The following is a 20,963-nucleotide window of genomic DNA, read 5'->3' as shown; positions in this document are numbered from 1 at the left end:
TCCTCCCCAAACACACCATCCCCAACCAACACACCAAAGCCACCCACAACGCCCTCACCAACCTCAACCACCAACTCACACAAGCCACAAACACCCAATAGCCACCCGCCAACAGCAGGCTCGACACCCGGGCCCAGCGCCCGTTCTGCCACTCGTGCCCGACCCTCGGCTCGCGCACAGACCGCCCGCTCATCGCCAACTCCCGTGAAGTCGACCGCGGGAGCTGGCGAACCGGGCTACCCGTCGAAACCGCCCCGCGACGGGCGCGATCCGGGACCTGCCCTTCGAGGAGCGCACGCAGCCCTTCGCCCGTCGCTCCGACTGCTCCTGACAGTCGCCCCACTCCGCGTCCTGCCGACCCCGGGTGAACAACGCCCGCCCCAGGCCTACCGACTGTCACCCCAGCCCGGCACAATCACCCGTATGACGATCACCACGAGCGCGCCACCCCCGCGCAGTACTCCGGTCGCTCTCGCCCGCAGCTTCCTGACGGGTGCCGTGATCGGGGGCTCGCTGGCCGCGCTCGTCGTCGGTGTAGTCGTCGAGAAGGTGCCCTTGCTCATCGGGGGTTTGGGGTTGCCCATCGCCTACGGCCTGTTGCTCCTCCTCGCCGGGGCGCCACGGCGGGCCCGGGAGGCGGAGGTCGCGCCCCGGACGGCACTCGCGATGATCGAGAGCCTGCGCGCCATTGGGGGTGAGACGAGCGACGTGCCCGTACGGTTCGACCTCACCGTCGTACCGGACGACGAGCCTGCCTACCGCGTCGAAATCACTCAGGACATCAACCTCGTCGACCTTCCCGGCTACCGGCCGCGCGGCGTCCTGGTGGTGAAGTATCCGCAGGACAGGCCGTGGCGGGTGAGGGTCGTGAAGCGGCCGACCCCGGAGTGGGAGGAGCGGGCGGCCGGCGCTCAGCTGGATTCGGCTCCCGAGTCGACCATGGTGACCGAGCCTCCCGAGGCCCGTTCGACCGGCTTCGTCGGGCTCTTGGGCCTGCTGCTCGCCGCAGCTGCCGTGGTCTTCCTGTTCCACGTGGACCTGTTCGAGCAGCAGGACTCCGCCTCCCCGGCACCGACGGTCACTTCGACGTGGTCGACCACGGTGGTGTCGTCCGGGACCGGGACGGTCTCCCTCGGGCCGGACCAGTCGTTCCTCGACGACGGCGAACTGCGCAAGGCCATCAACTCCCTTACCGAGGGGCAGGATCCGCGCCAGGCGATCACCGTCTTCGCGCAGGAGCGCGTGCTGTCGGTCGTGTTCTCCCCGAGCGGCACGAAGGCCCCCCAGTTCGATCCGCTCTCCCTGCCCTACGAGCGGTTCCCGACCCTGGTCAAGGAGGCCGAAACGACGCTCGGCGTCCACTCCCCGACGTCCTGGCAGATCACTGCCGACCACCTCGCCGGCTCCCTCACCATCAGGGTCGGCGTGACCGGGCCCGAGGGCAGTGCCTCGCTGGAGGCGAACGGTGAGGGCCAGGTGGTGCGACGCACCCCGGCACGCTGATCACCCGCGCCTCACCCGCACTCGACGCGCTTCGACACGGCGGGTTGCCACAGCAGCGAACGAACCCCGGCGGACCGTACCCGGAGGGACAGGAGGAGGACTCATGGGCTGGCACGACTATCTGGCGCTCTGGTGCGGGGTGTTCGGCACCTTGGCACTGCTGGGGTACGGCCGGTCGCTGGTGGGGGCGACCCGGGCCCAGCGGACGGTCCGGGTGATGGGGCGGATCGAGCGGGTGCAGGAGCCGCAGCACGGAGGTTCCGAGGGGGACGGCATAGCGGCCGTCGTCACCTTCCAAGACCCCTCCACCGGGCAGGAGTTCACCGTGACGAACGACGGTGACTGCGGCGACAGGATCAGCACGGCCTGGACAGGCCGGGAGATCGGGATCCGCTATCCGCCCGGGAGACCGCACGCCTTCCGGTTCACCAACGACCTCTGGGCCGGCCACTACGGGCTCGGCTGGCCGAACTTCGCGGTGTTCCTGATCTACGTCGGGCTGGTGGTCGTCGCCGCGGTCGACTGGGGCTGGCCGTGGGCCCTGATCGGTGTCGGCGCGCCGTGGAGCGTGTTCCTCGCCTGCTCCCTGCCCCAGGAGGTCCGCCAGGCGCGGAGCCGGTTCGACACCCTGGCCGCGATGGTTCCCGTTCCGGGCCGTGTGGTCGCCGTCGTCAGGAGCGTCCGCACCGACGAGGACGGCTACACCTCCACCAGCCAGACGCCGGTGGTCGCCTTCACCACCCACGAGGGCGCGGCCGTCACCGCGTACTGCTTCTCAGGCCTGCCGGACCCCACCAACTCGTACGGCCGAAACGTCACGATCCACTACTCCCCCGCCGACCCGGCCGACTTCACCCCGGACTTCGCGGCCGCACAGCGGTCCTGGAGGAGCGGAGTCACCAGCGGCATCGTGGGCGTTCTCGTCACGGCGTCGGCGGCAGTCACGGGAGCGGTCCTGCTCTGACACCCAACGGCCATCACCTGGCCTCGACCGGCACGGATGCCACGAACGGTCGTCAGTCACGGGGCCGGTCCCGGAGCCGTCGTCGGCCTGCGGCATCCTGGCCCGATGAATGAACCGAGGGCCCAGTGGGTCAACACGACACATGACTGGTCGAGCGCCGTCGATGCGGATCATCTGGCGCACATCAGGCAGAACCCGGCGGAGTTCGCTCCGGGCGGACCGTGGCACCTCGCCCTGGAAGTCCTCGGCTATGCGGCCGACGAAGCATCAGGCAACGGCCGCGGGCGCTGCGTCCTCGTTCTCCACACCGACGGCTCCCTGTCCGTCAGGGACAACGGGCGGGGCACCGACACCCGGGTGGACGAGCAGGGCCGGAGCGTGAAGAAGCCCGTCATGGCGACGAAGGACCTTCGGTTCTTCGACTTCCCGCAGGCCGAAGTGCTGCCCGACGGTCATCCCCGGCGCGGCATGTCCGTCGTCGCAGCGCTCAGCGACTGGCTCGTCCACACCAACCGCCGTCTCAACGGGGCCTGGACCCAGCGCTACGAACTCGGCGTCCCCGTCACCGGATTGGAGCCCGTCGAGGTGGACGGCACGACCGGGACACTGGTCCACTTCAAGCCTGGCGCACCGGTGGGCTCGCTCACCGGCCCGAAACTCACCACCCCGACGGCAGACAACCTGACACGCCTGGCCGCAACCTGGCCTCAGTTGGAGGTCCAGCTCGACGACCGGCGTGGGCCGCACTGACATCCGAGCCGTCCGAGGCGTCCGAGACGTCCGGCCGGCAGCTGTCCGAGCTCCCCCGTGCCAGGTCCTCCCGCGTCTCAGGTCAGGCTCGCGGCCTGTTCCCCCGCGTTCCGGGGCGTCCTCTCGCGGCGCGGGAGCAGCAGCGGGGTGGCGAGGAGGAGGATTCCGGCGGCGGCGATCGCGGTGCGGGGGCTGGTGGTGGCGGCCAGCAGGCCCCACAGGGCGGTGAGGGCCGCGATGGCGGCACTGCTGCTGATCGACCATGCGGCGAGGGTGCGGGCGAGCTTGTCGGGGTCGATCTGTTCGAGCCGGTGGGTGGCCAGCAGCGGATTGAACAGGCCGCAGCAGGTGACCAGGCCGAGCTGGACGGTGACGATCAGGACGATCCCGGGGGCGCCGGGCTGGACGAATGCCAGCCCGATGGGCCAGCACGCGCGCAGCACTCCGGCGGTGAGCAGCGTCCGGTGCTGTCCGAAGCGCGTCGCGAGCGGGCGGGCGAGGCGTGAGCCGAGCAGGCCGCCGACGCAGGGGGAGGCGAACACGAGGCCGTACTGCCAGGGTGCGTAGCCGAGGTGGCCGAGGAGGAGTACGGCCATCAGCGGTTCGGCGGCCATGATCAGGCCGTTGACCGCGATCGCGTTGAGGAACAGCGGGCGCAGTGTGGGGTGGGTGAGGAGGTGGCGCCACCCTTCGAGCAGGTCCCCGGCGCGCAGCCGCGGTGCGCCGGTCGGCGCGGGGTGCGGTTCGGTGCCGCCGATGGCGCGGATGCCGAGGGCCGAGAGCAGGTAGCTGAGGGCGTCGGCGACCACGGTCACCACCGGGCCGAACGCTCCGATGGCGGCCCCACCAAGCGGTGGCCCGACCGTGGTGGCGGTCCAGGTCGTCGATTCGAACCGGCTGTTCGCGACGAGCAGGTCCTGGGGCGGCACGAGCGTCTTGAGGTACGCGCCGCTGGCGGCCTTGAAGGCGATGTCGGCCGCGGCGGTGACGACGGAGACGACGAGGAGCTGGGCGAAGCTGAGCCGGCCGAGCGCGAACGCGGCGGGGACGCTCAGCAGCACCGCGAACCGGGTCAGGTCCATCGCCATCATGACCGGCCGTTTGCGCCGGAACTCCATCCACGGACCGAGCGGCACGGCGACCAGGGCCCCCACCGCCCGTCCTGCGGCGGCCAGCAGCGCCACCTGGGTCGGTCCGGAGTGCAGCACGAGGATCGCGAGGAGGGGGAACGCGCCGAATCCGAGTCCCGAGCCGTAGGAGCTGACCGCGAACGCCGCCCACAACCATCCGAACCGCCGCCCCAGTGCACGCCGCCCATTCATACCCGTACGCCTCTCGCCGATCCGAACAACCACCCGCTGACCACCGGCATCAAAGCGGATGGCGAATGGCAGGATCAAACAACTGATCCGCCGGGAGGGCACAACCATCCGTTGTGTGGACACGATGGCCGGCGTGGATCTCGACGCTGTGCGCGTCGACGGCAACGGCTTCGACCAGCTGCCGTGGCGGGAGCGCGCCGGAGGCACCGGCGCGAGGGCGCGGTGCCTCCGGGCCGAGCGGGTGGGGTCAGGCGCGGAGCAGGGCCCAGGCGCCGAGGCCGCTGCAGCCGCCGGCACTGTACGTGGTGGCGCGGAAGCCGGCCGGGATGGGCGAGCCCGGGCAGGTCCACAGGCCGACGCGCGCGAGGTTGTGCCGCCAGGCTCCGACGCCGTTGCAGCCGTTGCGGATGTAGTCGGTGATGACGTAGCCGCTGACGACCGGCGATCCGCCGCAGGTCCAGATCCCGTCCTTGGGGAGGTTGTGCCGCCAGGAGCCGATGCCGGTGCAGCCGGTCTGGATGTGGTCGGTGATGACGTACCCGGGGACGATCGGCGAGCCCGAACAGGTCCAGATCCCGTCCTTGACCGGTTCCTGGTACCAGGAGCCAGAGCCGTTGCAGCCGGTCCGGTCGTAGAGGGTGATGACCCATCCGGACTGGACGGGTGCGCCGGAGCAGGCCCACTTGCCGGGGCCGCCCCAGCCGGCCGGCTGGGCCGCCGCACTCGACGTCCCGGCGGCGGTTCCCGCGAGGACGAAGGCCGCGATCAGCGCGAGGGCGCCCAGGGTGGCGCCGACTCCCCTGCGGACGACGGCAGTTGTCAGGCGCTTCCACAAGTGGCGGTCAGACATGGTCAATTCACTCCAGTCCAAGCGGCGGGCAGCACGATGCGGCCCGTTGACGGGGGAACCCGGGATGGGACGGCCACACCCTACGGGGAGAAGGTGTGCACAACATGTGCCGATCACATGAACAGGCAATCTTGGCCCAAAGTCGCCCTGCGCACGGGAACCCGTCCGGCCGGGGAGGTGGAAGCCCTGCGAGGGAGCCGCGCGGTCGATGCTTCCCAGTAGATGCCGGAAACGCCTGCGCCTGGCACCCGCAGGCCAGCCGGAGCAGAATCACGTCCATGTTCACGACCAACCGCCTGACGATACGCCAGTGGCAGCCCGAGGACCGCGAGCGGGCACTCGACATCTACTCCCGCTGGGAGGTGACGCAGTGGCTGGGCCGCGATCCCCGCACCCTGGAGAACCTCACCGACGCCGAGGCGGCGATCGAGCGTTTCCGCTCCCGCTCGGCCGACCCGCGCTTCGGCATCTGGGCGGCGGAGCGGAAGGACACCGGCGTGGTCGCCGGCTCCGTCCTGCTCGTCCCGATCCCGGACGGCGACGGAGAGGTCGAGGTCGGCTGGCACTTCCATCCGGACAGTTGGGGGCAGGGCTTCGCCACCGAGGCCGCCCAGGGCACCGTGGCCAAGGGATTCGCGGACGGCCTGGCCGAGATCCACTCGGTGGTCCGGCCCGACAACCGGCCGTCGCTGGCCGTCTGCCACCGGCTCGGCATGACCGCGCTGGGCCGCACCACCCGCTGGTACGGCATGGAGTTGGAGGAGTTCCGACTCACCCCCTGACGAGGATCCGGGCGAGGACAGCCCGTTCGGCTCGCCGTCGGCCGGGCGGGCCGGTCCGCCGGAGCCGGACGTTGCCCAGTGACGGTTCGTCAAGTGAGGTCAGTCCCAGGGATCACCCCGTTCCCGTGTCACTATCTGAGCGTGTTCAGCCCGGATAGGCCGGTTCGCCCCCTTGAGGAGGACTTCGCATGCGTCGTCGCACGACCCGCCCCGTCTTGACCGCAGCCTTCGCGCTGGCCCTCGTGCCGCTCGCGGGCTGCACCGGCGTGGGCAGCGACGCTGCCGCGCCGGCGGTCGCCGCACCTCCCCCGCCGGAGCAGGCGTTCGGCCCGAACTGCGCCGCGCTGCCGGCCGACGGCCCCGGGAGCCTGGCCTCGATGGGCGGCATCCCGGTGCTGTCCGCGATCGACCAGACCAAGGACCTGACCGCGATGTCCTCGCTGATCAAGACGGCCAAGGCCAAGGACGTCTTCGACTCGATGGACAACGTCACCGTCTTCGCCCCGAACGACGCGGCCTTCGCCAAGCTGTCGGAGGACCAGAGGAAGGCCCTGGGCGCCCAGCCCGGCGCGAGCGATCTGCTGCGCCGGCTGATCGTGGTCCGGGACCTGCGGAAGGCCGATCTGGCGGACAAGTCCTACACCTCGCTGCAGGGTGCGGTGATCAAGGCGACCGGCAGCGGGGACGACTACCGGATCGGCGGTGCGCAGGTGGTGTGCGGCAGCATCCGGACGGCGAACGCGCGGCTGGCGGTGCTGGACCAGGTGCCGGCGTTCGGCTGAACGCGCTGAGCGCACTGATCGAGCGAGGACGTCGACACACGGGTCGAGGCGGGTGCTCCCCGCCCCGACCCGTCGTTCCGGGCGGGTTTCCGACCGGAGTTCTCCGGGGCAGGAGCAGCAACTCCGTCGCCGCCCGCGAGACCCGGCCGAGGCCTCCCAATAGGCCAATAGCAGGGAGTCTCACGTAATGATCAGATGACACGGTCACGAGTGACCGCTGCCTACCGTGACGTCGGTTATTCCTGGTCGCGCACGCGTGCTGACGCGTGATCGCGAGAGGAGGCGCCGGTGCGTCCGGTGCGGTCGTTGGTCGACGGTCCAGTGTCCATGCTGCTGCGTGGCGTCCTCGCGCTGCTGTGCCTGGTGCCGCAAGGAGGGTTCGCCCTCGCCGCCTCCGTGCACCCGCAGCGAACCGCCCCGGGCCTCGTCGAACGGAACCGCGCCCAGGTCTCCTGCACGCCGTCCGCCACCAACACCAACTGCGTCCGCTTTACCTACAGCGGCGGCGACCAGACCTTCACCGTGCCCGCCGGGGTGAGCAGCGTCTACGCCCGCGTCTTCGGCGCCGGCGGCGCCGGGTCCCCCCGCCCCTACTACACCGGCCAGTACGGAGGCGGTGGCGGCGGCTACACCACCGGCACCCTCGCCGTGACGCCCGGCCAGCGGCTCACCGTCACCTCCGGGCAGGGCGGCGTGATGAACAGCACCAGCCCGACGTACGGCGGCGGCGGCGCCGGCGGCCAGGGCTTCACGAACGCCGCCGGCGCCAGCGCGACGGGCGGCAGCGGCGGCGGGCTGAGCGCCGTGTGGAACGGCACCTACGGAACCGCCCCGCTGCTCATCGCCGGTGGTGGCGGCGGCTCCTCGCCCGGTGCCGACGCCACCACCCCGGCGGCCGGTGGCGGCGGCGGCACCAACGGCGGCCAGGACAACCAGCCCGCCGCCTCCGGCCGGGGCGGCACCCAGACCGCGGGCGGTGCGGCAGCCACCCAGACGGCCTGTGCGTCCGCCACCGCCGGCAACCAGTACCAGGGCGGCAGCGGCGCCAACAACAGCGGCTACGAAGGTGGTGGCGGTGGCGGTGGCGGCTACTACGGCGGTGGCGGCGGCGCCTGCCAGCGCTCCGGCACCCTGGACCCCAACGGCATGGGCGGCGGCGGCTCCGGCTACAACCGGGGCACCGGCGTCACCAACACCCAGACCTCCAACGGCACCAACAGCACCGGCAACGGCCAGGGCGGCACCTCGGGCGGCCGCACCGACACCCAGTACGTGCGCGGCATCGGCGACGGCGGCGGCTACTCCAACGGCGGCAACGGCGAGGTCGTCATCGAGTGGCAGACCACGGTCGGCCTGTCCATCACCAAGACCGCCGACAAGGCCGGCTACGTCCCCGGCCAGCCGCTCACCTACACCATCACCGTCCGCAACGCCGGCCCCGCGCCCGCCGTCGACGCGGCCGTCCGCGACGCCCTGCCGTCCGCACTCTCGGGCTTCACCTGGACCTGCTCGGCCGCCACCGCGAACAGCGCCTGCGGCACGTCGAGCGGCTCGGGCAGCCTCGACACCACGGCCACCATCGCGGCCAACGACAGCGTCACCTACACGGTCACCGGCACCGTCCCTCCCTCGACCACCGGGACGCTCACCAACACCGCCACGGTCACCCGTCCCTCGGCGAGCACCGACCCCAACTGCGGCCCGACCTGCTCCAGCACCCTCGACACGCCGTCGCAGCCGACCACCGGCCTGTCCGTCACCAAGACACCGGACAAGAACCCGTACATCCCCGGCCAGCCGCTCACCTACACGATCGTGGTGAAGAACAGCGGCCCCTCCGACGCCACCGGAGTGAGCGTCAGGGACACACTGCCCGCCTCCGTCCAGAACTTCACCTGGACCTGCACGGCCGCCAGTGGCAGCAGCTGCGGCAGCACCGCGTCGGGCACCGGGAACATCAACACCACCGTCAACATCGCGGCCGGCGGCCAGGTCACCTACACCCTCACCGGCACCGTCCCGGCCGACGCCACCGGTGCGCTGGACAACCGCGCCACCGTCACCCCGCCGGGCGGCGCCACCGACCCGGGCTGCACCCCGAACTGCACCAGCACCGCGAACCCGATCCCGCCGGGCGGACAGGCCACCCTGGGCATCTCCAAGGTCCTGCTCACCAACCCGGTGGTGCCCGGACAGCAGATCCAGTGGCGGATCACGGTGACCAACAGCGGCCCGTCGCGGGCCCGCAACGTCGTGGTCAGCGACACCGTGCCCAGCGGAGTGACCGGCGCCTCCATGACGGCCGACACCGGCGGCGCCAACTGCCCGATCACATCCGGTACAGCCACCTGTCCGGCTGTCGAGATCCCCGTCGGCGGCTCGCTCTCCTGGACGCTCACCGGCACGCTGTCGCCCGACGCCACCACCTCCCCCACCAACACCGCCACCGTCACCGGCGGCCCCGACCCGGCGACCCCGACGCGTACGGCGGTGGCCTCGCCGACCGCCACTCCGTCGCCGCAGGCGAACCTGACGGTGTCGAAGGCGCTGCTGACGAGCCCGGTGGTACCCGGACAGCAGGTGCAGTGGCAGGTGACCGTGACCAACAACGGGCCGTCGCGGGCCCGGAACGTGGTCGTCAGCGACACCGTGCCCAACGGGGTGAGCGGCGCGTCGATGAAGGCCGACGCCGACAGCACCAACTGCCCGATCAGCAACGGGACTGCCACCTGCCCGGCGGTGGAGATTCCCGTCGGCCAGACATTCACCTGGACACTCACCGGCACCCTCAGCCCGAACGCCACGACGACACCGTCCAACACCGCCATCGTCACGGGCGGACCCGACCCGGCGACCCCGACCCACACCGCCGTCGCTTCTCCGACCAACTCGCCTTCGCCGCAGGCGAACCTGACCGTCTCCAAGGTGCTCGTCACCAATCCGGTCGTGCCCGGACAGCAGATCCAGTGGCAGGTCAGCGTCACCAACAACGGCCCCAGCGAAGCCCGCAACGTCATCGTCACCGACCAGGTACCGACGGGTGTGACCAACGCCAACATGGCAGCCGCAGACGGCACGACGTGCCCGATCGCCAACGGCACCGCCACATGCCCAGCCATCCAGATCCCCGTCGGCCAAACACTCACCTGGACACTCACCGGCATCCTCAGCCCCGATGCCACGGCGACACCGTCCAACACCGCCATCGTGACCGGCGGCCCCGACCCCACCACACCCACCCACACCGCAGTCGCCTCACCAACCAACTCGCCCTCACCGCAAGCGAACCTGACCGCCTCGAAGGTGCTCGTCACCAATCCCGTCGTGCCCGGCCAGCAGATCCAGTGGCAGGTCAGCGTCACCAACAACGGACCCAGCGAAGCCCGCAACATCGTCGTCACCGACCAGGTACCGACCAGTGTCACAGCTGCCTCGATGAAGGCTGACGCCGACGGCACCAACTGCCCGATCACCAACGGCACCGCCACCTGCCCAGGAGTGAACATCCCGGTCGGCCAGACACGCACCTGGACACTGACGGGCACCCTCGACGCCAACGCGACGAACACTCCCGCCAACACCGCTATCGTGACCGGCGGCCCCGACCCGGCGACGCCCACCCACACCGCAGTCGCCTCGCCGACCGCCACCCCCTCGCCGCAGGCAAACCTGACCGTCTCCAAGGTGCTGGTGACCAATCCGGTCGTCCCCGGACAGCAGATCCAATGGCAGGTCAGCGTCACCAACAACGGGCCCAGCGAAGCCCGCAACATCGTCGTCACCGACCAGGTACCAACCGGCGTGACCAACACCAACATGGCCGCCGCAGACGGCACGACCTGCCCGATCACGTCCGGAACAGCTACCTGCCCGGCGGTAAACCTCCCCGTCGGCCAAACACTGCAGTGGACACTCACCGGCACCCTCGACCCCAACGCGACCACCACACCCACCAACACCGCCACCGTCACCGGCGGCCCCGACCCAGCAACGCCCACCCACACCGCAGTCGCCTCGCCAACGACCACCCCCTCGGGACAGGCCAGCCTGACGGTGTCGAAGGTGCTGCTCACCAACCCGGTCGTGCCCGGACAGCAGATCCAGTGGCGGATCACGGTGACCGACAACGGACCGAGCACGGCCCGGAACGTGGTCGTCACCGACACCGTCCCTGACGGCGTCGCGAACCCGTCCCTGGCCCGGGACGCGGACGGCAGCCTCTGCCCGATCACCGGGAACCGGGCGACCTGTCCGGCCATCGATCTCGCCGTCGGCCAGTCGCAGTCGTACACCCTCACCGGCACCCTGGCCTCGGACGCGACCACCACGCCCACCAACACCGCCATCGTGACCGGCGGCCCGGACCCGGCGACACCCACGCACACCGCCGTCGCGACCCCGTCCGTCGAGCCCTCGCCGCAGGCCAGCCTCACGCTCTCCAAGGTGCTGGTCACCGGTTCCGTGGTGCCGGGCGGCCCGATCCAGTGGCGGGTGACGGTCACCAACAACGGCCCCTCCCGGGCACGGAACGTGGTCGTCACCGACACCGTCCCCGCCGGCGTCCTGGACCCGACCATGGCTGCGGACGCCGACGACACCCCGTGCCCGATCACCGGGAACCAGGCGATCTGCCCCGCCATCGAGCTCGCCGTCGGCCAGTCGGAGTCGTACACCCTCACCGGCACGTTCGACCCGAACGCGACCACCACGCCGACCAACACCGCGACCGCCACGGGTGGTCCCGACCCGGCCACTCCGACGCACACCGCCGTCGCGACCCCGTCCGGTTCGCCGGCCCCGCGGGCGGATCTGTCGATCGCCAAGGTGCTGCTGACGAGCCCGGTGGTGCCGGGCGGCCCGATCCAGTGGCGGGTGACGGTGACCAACAACGGTCCCTCCCGGGCACGGAACGTGGTCGTCACCGACACCGTCCCGGCGGAGGTCCACAATCCGGCCGTGACCGCCGACGCCGACGGCACGCCATGTCCGATCGCCGGCAACACGGCGACCTGTCCGGCCGTCGAGATCCCGGCCGACGGCACCGCCTCCTACACCGTCACCGGCACGCTCGACGCCGCCGCGACCAGCACGCCCGTGAACATCGCCTCCGTCTCCGGTGGCCCGGACCCCAACCCGTCGAACAACACGGCGACGGCGACTCCCACCGAGACGGCCCGGCCGCAGGCGAACCTGACCGTGACGAAGATCCTGCTCACCGACCCGGTGGTGCCCGGCCAGCCGATCTCGTGGCGGGTCGCCGTCACCAACCGGGGGCCGTCGACCGCCCGCAATGTGGTCGTCAGCGACCGGATCCCGGACCAGGTGGTCGGCGCCATGATGACCGTGGACGCCACGGGCTCGTCCTGCCCGGTCAGCACCGGCACGGCGACGTGCCCGGCGGTGGAGATCCCGGTCGGCGCGACTTCGACCTTCACCCTCACCGGCATGCTCGCCCAGGACGCCACGGCCGTGCCCGGGAACACCGCGACCGTCACCGGCGGCCCGGACCCGGCCACGCCCACACACACGGCGGTCGCCAGCCCCTCCGGCGCCGTCACCCCGCAGTCGAACCTGACGCTCGGCAAGGTGCTGGTGACGAACCCGGTGGTGCCCGGGCAGCAGATCCAGTGGCGAGTCACCGTCACGAACAACGGTCCTTCGCGGGCCCGGAACGTCGTCGTCACGGACCGGATCCCGGCGGGAGTGTCGAGCCCGACCATGACGTCCGAGACCGACGGGGCCGCCTGCCCGGTCTCGGGCGGCGTCGCAACCTGCCCGGCCATCGAGCTGGAGGTCGGCCAGTCGCACAGCTACAACCTGAGCGGCGTCCTCGACCCCAACGCCACGGTCACTCCCACCAACGGCGCCACCGTCACCGGTGGCCCCGACCCCACGGCCGCCTCGCACACCGCCGTGGCCTCGCCCACCGGCTCCCCGTCGCCGCAGGCGAACCTGACCGCCTCCAAGATCCTGATCACCGATCCGGTGGTGCCGGGCGGCCCGATCCAGTGGCGGGTGACGGTCACCAACCACGGTCCTTCGCGGGCCCGGAACGTCGTGGTCACCGACCGGATCCCGGACGGCGTCGACAACCCCGCGATGACCGACGACACGAGCGGAGCCAGCTGCGCCATCGCCGCCGGCGTCGCCACCTGCCCGGCGGTCGAGATCCCCGCCGGGGGCACCGCGAACTGGATGCTCACCGGCACGCTCGACCCCGCGGCCACCAGCACACCGGTGAACACCGCGGTCGTCACCGGCGGACCCGACCCCGCCACACCCACCCACACCGCGATCGCCTCACCGACCGGTTCGCCGTCCCAGCAGGCCCGTCTGACGGTGTCGAAGGTGCTGCTGACGAGCCCGGTGGTGCCCGGGCAGCAGATCCAGTGGCGGGTGTCGGTCACCAACAACGGCCCCAGCCAGGCGCGGGACGTGGTCGTCACCGACCGGGTGCCCGGCGGGGTGTCCGGCGCCTCGCTGACCTCGGATTCCGACGGCGCCGCCTGCCCCGTCACGGCCGGGGTCGCGACCTGCCCCGCCGTCCAGATCCCGGTCGGCGCCACCCACTCGTGGACGCTCACCGGCACGCTCGACCCCGCGGCCACCAGCACACCGGTGAACACCGCGGTCGTCACCGGCGGCCCCGACCCCGCCACACCCACCCACACCGCGGTCGCCTCGCCGACCGGTTCGCCGGTCCAGCAGGCTCGTCTGACGGTCTCCAAGGTGTTGCTGACCTCCCCGGTCGTGGCCGGCGCGCCGATCTCCTGGCGGGTCGGCGTCACCAACGACGGCCCCTCGCGGGCCCGCAACGTCGTGGTCACCGACCGGTTCCCGCAGCAGGTGGACCACCCGGTGCTGACCGCCGACGCCGACGGCACGCCCTGCCCTGACACCGGCGGCGTCGCCACCTGCCCGACCATCGACCTGGCCGTCGGCGCCACCGCGACCTACACCCTCAGCGGGACCCTCTCACCGGACGCGACGGAGGTGCCGGTGAACTCCGCCGTCGTCACCGGCGGCCCTGACCCGGCGACGCCCACGCACACGGCCGTGGCCACCCCGACGGAGCCGATCACCGTCCGGCACGACCTGCACCTCGCCAAGCAGGTCTCCCCGGCCAAGCCCGACCCCGGTGACAAGGTCACCTACACCGTCACCGCCACGAACCGCGCCAGCGGCACCTACCACGGCGCCGTCGTCGTCGACGACTTCACCGGCGTCCTGGACGCCGCCGGCTACGACGGTGACGCCCACGCCACCATCGGCCGGATCTCCTACAGCCCGCCGCGCCTGACCTGGACCCTCGACCTCCGCCCCGGAGCCACCGAGACCCTCGTCTACACCTTCACCGTCAAGTCCGACGCCGGCGGCAAGCACCTCGACAACCGGGTCGTCTCGCTCGGCGACGGCAGCAACTGCCCCGGTTCGACGAACCGGTCGCTCCGCTCCGCCCGGGAGGTGCCGGAGCCGTCGGCGACCACCGGCGGACCTTGTGCCACCAGCATCACCGTCAACCCGTCGCAGCCCTCCCCGAGCCCCACCGGCGGCCCGCTGCCCCCCACCGGGTCGGACCCGATGCCCCTGGCGGGCCTGGCGGCCTTCGCGATGCTCGCCGCGGGCGGCCTGCTGTTGACGCTCCGCCGGAGCCGCCGCTGACCGCCGTCCTGCCGGTCCCAGGCACACCCGGGACCGGCAGGATCCCGGTTGCGTCGGACCGTGCGGCCCTGGTGCACCCAGGCTGATCGCACGCCCTGGACAAGGATCGGGGCTCGTACCGGTGAAGCCGGTACGAGCCCCGATCCTGTTTCCTCACCCACGCGAGGCGGGGGGTGCCCTCAGCAGATCCGCGGGAGTTGCTCCCCCATCGGCAGGTCGATGACGCGGGTGCCGCCGAAGGGGGTGCGGCAGACGACCATGCCGGGGTGGTCCGCCACGCACTCGCCGATCACTGCCGAGCGCGCGCCCAGCGGGTGCGCCCGCATCGCGGCGAGGACGGCGTCGGCGTGCTCGCGCGGGACGAAGGCGACCAGCTTGCCCTCGTTGGCGACGTAGAACGGGTCGAGACCGAGGATGGCACAGGCGTTGGCGACCTGCGCGGGCACGGGGACGGCCCGCTCGTTCACCACGACGCCCACCCGGGCGGCCTCGGCGATCTCGCCGAGCGCCGCCGCGAGGCCGCCCCGGGTGGGGTCGCGCAGGACGTGCAGGTCGGGTGTGACGGCCAGCATCGCGGCCACCAGTGAGCTGAGAGCGGCGCAGTCGCTCTCGATCTCGACGCCGAATTCCAGACCCTCGCGCACGCTCATGATGGCCACGCCGTGCAGGCCGATCTCACCGCTGACGATCACCACGTCGCCGGGGGCGGCACGCTGCGGCCGGATGTCGACTCCGGCGGGGACGAGCCCGATGCCGGCGGTGTTCAGGTACACGCCGTCGCCGTGCCCGGCCTCGACGACCTTGGTGTCGCCGGTGACCACCTCCACCCCGGCGGCCCGGGCGGCGGCGCCCAGCGCCTGGGCGACGTGCGCGACCACGGCCGTCTCCACGCCCTCCTCCAGGATGAAGCCGCAGGACAGATAGGCCGGCTGGGCCCCGCTCATGGCCAGGTCGTTGACGGTGCCGTTGACCGCGAGGTCGCCGATGCTGCCGCCGGGGAAGAAGAGCGGCCGCACGACGTAGGAATCGGTGGAGAAGGCGAGTCTGGCACCGCCGAGCTCGACGACCGCCGAGTCCGCGAGCCCGGCGAGCACCGGCCCGCCGAAGGCCGGGGCGAACAGGTTCGCCACCAGTTCGGCCGACAGCACCCCGCCTCCGCCGTGCCCCATCACCACCCGGGGGTGGTCGCGCAGCGGCAGTGGGCAGCTCCATCCGAGGAGGTCCGGGGCGCCGCCGGCGCCGGTCTGGGTCTGGGTCTGGGTCTGGGCCTGGGCCTGGGCCTGGGCCTGGGTCTGAGTCTGGGTCTGGGTCTGGGTCTGGGTCTCAGCCAACGGGGCTCGCCTCCCGGGCAATGCCTGGCGCGTCGAGCCGCCGGTAGAGGTAGTAGGCGGCGCAGGCGCCCTCGCTGGAGACCATGGTGGCGCCGAGCGGGGTACGCGGGGTGCAGGCGGTGCCGAAGGCCTCGCACTGGTGCGGCTTGAGCAGCCCCTGGAGGACTTCCCCGCTGCGGCACTGCGCGGGTTCGACGGTGGTGATCCGCGCGACGTCGAAGCGGTGCTCGGCGTCGTGGTCGCGGTAGCGCGGGGAGAGCCGCCAGCCGCTGTCCGGGATGACGCCGATGCCGCGCCAGGCCCGGTCGGTCACTTCGAAGACGTCCTCCAGCATGGCCCGGGCCGCCGGGTTGCCCTCCGGGCGTACGGCGCGCGCGTAGGCGTTGTCGACGGCGTGCTCACCGCGCTCCAACTGCCGTACGGTGCGCCGGATTCCCTCCAGGATGTCCAGCGGTTCGAAGCCGGTGACGACGATCGGCACCCGGTGGCGTTCGGCGAGCGCGGGGTATTCGTCGGTGCCCATCACGCTGCACACGTGTCCGGCGGCGAGGAAGCCCTGGACCCGGCACTGCGGCGAGTTCATGATGGCCTCGATGGCGGGTGGCACCCGTACGTGTGAGACCAGCATGCTGAAGTTGCCGATGCCCCGCTTCCTGGCCTGGTGCACGGCCATGGCGTTGGGTGGGGCGGTGGTCTCGAAGCCGATGCCGAAGAAGACGACCTCCCGGTGCGGGTTCTCCTCGGCGATCCGCAGCGCGTCCAGTGGGGAGTACACCACCCGGACGTCGCCGCCCTCGCCGCGCACCCGGAAGAGGTCGCGGCCGGTGCCGGGCACGCGCAGCATGTCGCCGAAGGAGCAGAAGATCACCTCGGGCCGGGCCGCGATCTCCAGCGCCTTGTCGATCACCTCCAGCGGGGTGACGCACACCGGGCAGCCCGGGCCGTGGATCAACTCGACCTCGGGCGGCATCAGTTGGTCGATCCCGTGGCGGATGATGCTGTGCGTCTGACCGCCGCACACCTCCATCAGCGCCCACGGCCGGGTGACCGTCGCCCTGATGTCGGCGAGCAGACCGCCGGCCAGCTCGGGGTTCTGGAACTCCTCCAGGTATCTCACCGTTCCTCCTCCTGCCTCGCCGAGGACGCCGCAGCAGCCGCAGCCTCCCAGGGGTCGCCGAACTCCTCCTGGAGCAGGCCGAGTTCCTCGAACAGCTGCAAGGTCCGGCGGGCCGATTCCTCGTCCAGCCGCTGCAGCGCGAACCCGACGTGGACGATGGCGTACTCGCCCACCTTCAGGTCCGGCAGGTATTCCAGGCACACGTCCTTGACGACCCCGCCGAAGTCGACGACCGCCATCCTGGTCCCGTCGCGTTCCGCGATCTCCAACACTCTTCCGGGTACCGCCAGGCACATTGCGGTCTCCCTCCTCTCTCCGGTTCCTCCGAACCTGCCGAACTCCGTGCGTGCGGGGCGCTCAGCCGTCGGCCCGCGCCGCCACCATCAACTGGCCGAGCGCGAGCCCCGCGTCGTTGGGCGGCACCCGGCGGTGCCGCAGCACGGTGAACCCGTCCTCCGCCAGGCCCCGCGCGCATGCCGAGGACAGCAGCGCGTTGGCGAAGACGCCGCCGCTCAGCGCGACCGTCTCGGTGCCGTGCCGCCGCCTGATATCGGCGCAGACCGCCCGCACCAGCGCGGCCACCGCCGCATGGAACCGGGCGGCGATCAGCCCGGGCGGCGCCCCTGCTGCCAGGTCCGCCACCACCGCAGCCAGCACCGGCCCGGGTCGGGCGGTCATCATCCCGCCCTCGTCGACGAGTTGGAATGCGTAGCCCTCCCCCGGGCCGGTCACCGGCCCGTGCGCGAGGGCGGCCGCCTCCAGCTCGATCGCCGCCTGCGCCTCGTACCCGACTTTCTGGCAGACCCCGGCCAGCGAGGACACGGCATCGAACAGCCGGCCCATGCTGGAGGTCGGCACGCAGTTCACCGATCGATCCAACTGCTGTGACAGCAGTCGGAGTTCGCCTTCAGGGCAGGAGCGCACCGGCGGCAGGCCTGCCGCCCACGGGAGCCCTGCCGCCCGCAGATGGGCCAGCGCCATCCGGTACGGACGCACCACGGCCGCATCGCCCCCCGGCAGCGGAACGTAGTCGAGCCGGGCGAGACGCCGAAAGCCCCGGTAGTCGGCCAGCAGCGCTTCTCCGCCCCACATCGCGCCGTCCACTCCGTAACCGGTGCCGTCGAAGGCGATCCCGATGACGGGCCGGCTGCCGTCGAGGCCGTGCTCGGCCATCACCGAGGCGATGTGCGCGTGATGGTGCTGGACGTCCCGTACCTCACGGCCCCGGGCCGACCTGCGCACGTGCCGGGCGGAGCGGTAGCCGGGGTGGCGGTCGACGACGAGCACCTCGGGCTGCACGCCGGTGACGGCGCCGAGGTGGTCCACCGCGCGGTCGAAGGCCCGGAGGGTGGCGAGGTCGTCCATGTCGCCGAGGTGGCCGGACAGCCAGGCGTAGCCGTCCCGGGCCAGCGCGAAGGTGTTCTTGAGGTCGCCGCCCGCGGCCAGCGCGGGCCGCACCGGCACCGGCAGGGGCACCGGGAGCGGCACGTAGCCGCGCGAGCGCCGTACCGGCAGCAGGTGCCCGTCCACCACCCGCACCACGGAGTCCTCGCAGGGCACGTGGATGGGGCGGTCGTGGGTGAGCCAGCCGTCGACCAGCGGGGCGAGACGGGCGAGGGCCTCCCGGTCGTCCGTCACGATGGGCTCGCCGGAGAGGTTCGCGCTGGTCATGACCAGCAGGCCCGGGCAGGGAGGGGCGAGCAGGAGGTGGTGCAGCGGGGTGTACGGCAGCAGCACGCCGAGGTCGGGGCTGCGCGGAGCGGCGGCTTCCAGCTCCGCGAGCCGGTGTGCCCCCCGGCGCAGCAGCACGATCGGCCGCACCGGGCCGGTGAGCAGTTCCTCCTCGACGGGCCCCAGCTCCACCGCCCCGGATGCCGCCAGTGCCCTGAGCTGTTCGAGGTCGCGGGCCATCAGGGCGAAGGGCTTGTCACCGCGCCGCTTGCGCCGGCGCAGCAGGGCGACGGTGTCCGCGTCGGTGGCGTCGCAGGCCAGGTGGTAGCCGCCGATGCCCTTGACGGCCAGGACCGCTCCGCAGGTGATCAGGCGCCGGGCCTCGGTGAGCGCCTGCTCGCCGTCGAGCACGGGGAGCCCGGGGACGGACAGGGTGAGGGTCGGGCCGCAGGTGTGGCAGGCGACGGGCTGGGCGTGGAAGCGCCGGTCGGCCGGGTCGGCGTACTCGCGGGCGCAGTCGGGGCACATCGCGAAGGCCGCCATCGTGGTGTTGGCCCGGTCGTACGGCAGGGCGGTGACGATGGTGTGCCGGGGTCCGCAGTTGGTGCAGCTGATGAACGGGTGCCGGTGGCGGCGGTCGGCGGGGTCGGCCAGTTCGGCGAGGCAGTCGGCGCAGGTGGCGGTGTCCGGGGGGATCTGGGTGCGGTGCGGTCCGTCGGCGCGGGAGGGTGTGATGACGAAGCCCGGTGTGCCGGTGACGGCCAGCGGCTGGTGGTCCACCGAGGCGACGTCGGCGAGCGGGGGCGCGTCGCTGGCGATGCGTCGGCAGAACGCGGTCACCGCCTCGCCGGTGCCCTCGATCTCGGCGAGTACGCCCTCGCCGGTGTTGGTGACGCTGCCGGACAGGCCGAGTTCGGTGGCGAGGGTGAAGACGAACGGTCGGAACCCGACGCCCTGGACGAGTCCGCGCACGGCTACCCGGCGGCGCTGGAGCAGGGGCGGCTGCTGATCCGTGGTCACGACAGGTCCACGGCCGGGTGCGGGTGGTCGTGGGCCCCCGCGTGGGCGTGGTCGTTGCCGTGGTCGTGGTTGTGGTGGTTGCCGTGGTCGTGGCTGTGGTCGTGGTCGTGCGCGCCGGCCATCACCGGCCGGTGGACCTGCGCGCCGGCCAGCACCGCGAGCGCCCGGTCCAGCAGCGCCCCGGCACCCTGCCCGGTGCGGGCCGAGGTGAAGACCACCTCCACCCCCGGGTTGACCCGCGCGACGCTCGCGAGGAAGGCCGCTTCGTCGAACTGTGCCGCGACGGCGAGGTCCGCCTTGGTGACCAGCACCAGGTTGGCCAGCCCGAAGGCGGTCGGGTACTTGAGCGGCTTGTCCTCTCCCTCGGTGACCGAGGCGAGGACGACCCGCAGCGACTCGCCGAGATCGTAGGAGGCGGGGCAGACCAGGTTGCCGACGTTCTCGACGAACAGCAGCCGGGTGTCCGGCGGCAGCCAGCCGGCCAGGTGCCCGCGCAGCATCGCCGTCTCCAGGTGGCACAGGCCGTCGGTGAGGACCTGCTTCACCGGCGCGCCCGAACGGGCCAGCCGGCGCGCGTCGTTCTCGGTGGCGAGGTCGGCGGTGAGGGCCGCGACGGGCACCTCGCGCTCCCGGGCCAGGCCGAGTTCGGCCTCCAGGAGCGCCGTCTTGCCGCTGCCCGGGCTGGACAGCAGGTTCACCACGACGGTGCCCCGGGCGGCCAGTTCCGCCCGCAGCCGCCGGGCGTCGTCGTCGTTGCGGGCGAGAACCGCCTGCCGGAGATCGACGGTGCGACACATCGGTTTCAGCCTCCTTGATCGGTCCGGGCGCCCGCCGGGGGCTCGGACCACTCGACGCCGAGGATCTGCAGCTCACGCCCGGCCAGCAGTTCGACCCTGGCACCGGCGCAGCGCGGGCAGCCCAGGTCGGGCGGCATGCCGACGCTCCACTCGACCCCGCAGGGCGTGCACTTCGCCCGTGCGGCGACAGCCTCGGTCTCCAGCACCGCACCTTCCAACAGCGTTCCGGCACAGGCCAGTTCGAAGCAGAAGTCGAGTGCCGACGGGACGACTCCGGCCAGTTCGCCGATCTGCAGCCGGACTCTGGCCACGGCGCTCTCCCCGTGTGCGCGGGCAGCCCGGTCCACCTGGTCGACGACGGCCGTCGCGATCGACATCTCGTGCATCTGTCTCGTTTCCCGCAGCTGGAGGC

The 20,963-nt window shown here is 72.1% G+C and carries 14 protein-coding genes; 6 read left to right on the top strand and 8 right to left on the bottom strand.

Translation table 11 applies throughout. The features are described 5' to 3' along the window. The first annotated feature begins 423 nt into the window (after positions 1-423). The 3 genes from AB0R04_RS36365 (at position 424) to AB0R04_RS36355 (ending at position 3,217) form a co-directional block, all read left to right on the top strand. Positions 424-1,503 carry a hypothetical protein gene (locus tag AB0R04_RS36365; RefSeq protein WP_363378127.1) on the top strand — a complete coding sequence of 360 codons (1,080 nt, stop codon included), beginning with the start codon at positions 424-426 and terminating at the stop codon, positions 1,501-1,503. 103 nt (positions 1,504-1,606) lie between these two features. Continuing rightward, positions 1,607-2,467 carry a DUF3592 domain-containing protein gene (locus AB0R04_RS36360; protein ID WP_363378125.1) on the top strand — a complete coding sequence of 287 codons (861 nt, stop codon included), beginning with the start codon at positions 1,607-1,609 and terminating at the stop codon, positions 2,465-2,467. A gap of 105 nt (positions 2,468-2,572) precedes the next feature. Continuing rightward, positions 2,573-3,217, top strand: a complete 645-nt coding sequence (locus AB0R04_RS36355) for an ATP-binding protein (RefSeq protein ID WP_363378123.1) — start codon at positions 2,573-2,575, stop codon at positions 3,215-3,217. Positions 3,218-3,294: 77 nt separating this feature from the next. Here AB0R04_RS36355 and AB0R04_RS36350 read toward each other — a convergent pair whose 3' ends face one another. Beyond that, entirely contained in the window at positions 3,295-4,539 is a 1,245-nt protein-coding gene (locus tag AB0R04_RS36350; protein WP_363378121.1) for an MFS transporter, read from the bottom strand. Between the two features lie 247 nt (positions 4,540-4,786). Further along, complete coding sequence (locus AB0R04_RS36345) at positions 4,787-5,389, bottom strand: hypothetical protein (RefSeq protein ID WP_363378120.1); 603 nt, start codon at positions 5,387-5,389, stop codon at positions 4,787-4,789. 278 nt (positions 5,390-5,667) lie between these two features. Between AB0R04_RS36345 and AB0R04_RS36340 the strand changes: the two genes are divergently transcribed. The 3 genes from AB0R04_RS36340 (at position 5,668) to AB0R04_RS36330 (ending at position 14,615) form a co-directional block, all read left to right on the top strand. Beyond that, positions 5,668-6,171 carry a GNAT family N-acetyltransferase gene (locus tag AB0R04_RS36340; protein WP_363378118.1) on the top strand — a complete coding sequence of 168 codons (504 nt, stop codon included), beginning with the start codon at positions 5,668-5,670 and terminating at the stop codon, positions 6,169-6,171. A 188-nt stretch (positions 6,172-6,359) separates the two neighbouring features. Continuing rightward, on the top strand, positions 6,360-6,953 hold the full coding sequence (locus AB0R04_RS36335; protein WP_363378116.1) for a fasciclin domain-containing protein: 594 nt from the start codon (positions 6,360-6,362) through the stop codon (positions 6,951-6,953). Between the two features lie 327 nt (positions 6,954-7,280). Further along, complete coding sequence (locus AB0R04_RS36330; protein WP_363378114.1) at positions 7,281-14,615, top strand: hypothetical protein; 7,335 nt, start codon at positions 7,281-7,283, stop codon at positions 14,613-14,615. Positions 14,616-14,794: 179 nt separating this feature from the next. Here AB0R04_RS36330 and hypE read toward each other — a convergent pair whose 3' ends face one another. The 6 genes from hypE to hypA all read right to left on the bottom strand — a co-directional run bounded on the left by hypE (position 14,795) and on the right by hypA (position 20,937). After that, the gene (hypE, locus tag AB0R04_RS36325) at positions 14,795-15,814 is read right to left on the bottom strand and encodes a hydrogenase expression/formation protein HypE (protein WP_363378128.1); all 1,020 of its coding nucleotides are present in this window, start codon (positions 15,812-15,814) and stop codon (positions 14,795-14,797) included. Between the two features lie 124 nt (positions 15,815-15,938). Beyond that, the gene (hypD, locus tag AB0R04_RS36320; RefSeq protein ID WP_363378112.1) at positions 15,939-17,063 is read right to left on the bottom strand and encodes a hydrogenase formation protein HypD; all 1,125 of its coding nucleotides are present in this window, start codon (positions 17,061-17,063) and stop codon (positions 15,939-15,941) included. Then, positions 17,060-17,359 carry a HypC/HybG/HupF family hydrogenase formation chaperone gene (locus AB0R04_RS36315; protein WP_363378111.1) on the bottom strand — a complete coding sequence of 100 codons (300 nt, stop codon included), beginning with the start codon at positions 17,357-17,359 and terminating at the stop codon, positions 17,060-17,062. Before AB0R04_RS36315 ends, hypD begins: the two co-directional genes overlap by 4 nt. Before the next feature lie 61 nt (positions 17,360-17,420). Then, the gene (hypF, locus tag AB0R04_RS36310; RefSeq protein ID WP_363378109.1) at positions 17,421-19,754 is read right to left on the bottom strand and encodes a carbamoyltransferase HypF; all 2,334 of its coding nucleotides are present in this window, start codon (positions 19,752-19,754) and stop codon (positions 17,421-17,423) included. Further along, complete coding sequence (gene hypB, locus AB0R04_RS36305) at positions 19,751-20,551, bottom strand: hydrogenase nickel incorporation protein HypB (RefSeq protein ID WP_363378107.1); 801 nt, start codon at positions 20,549-20,551, stop codon at positions 19,751-19,753. Before hypB ends, hypF begins: the two co-directional genes overlap by 4 nt. Positions 20,552-20,556: 5 nt before the next feature. Beyond that, positions 20,557-20,937, bottom strand: a complete 381-nt coding sequence (hypA, locus tag AB0R04_RS36300) for a hydrogenase maturation nickel metallochaperone HypA (protein ID WP_063350769.1) — start codon at positions 20,935-20,937, stop codon at positions 20,557-20,559. Between the last annotated feature and the right edge of the window lie 26 nt (positions 20,938-20,963).

This window comes from Kitasatospora sp. NPDC056731 (assembly GCF_040687675.1).
Classification (GTDB): domain Bacteria; phylum Actinomycetota; class Actinomycetes; order Streptomycetales; family Streptomycetaceae; genus Kitasatospora.
This window is presented reverse-complemented; position numbering and strand designations above follow the sequence as displayed.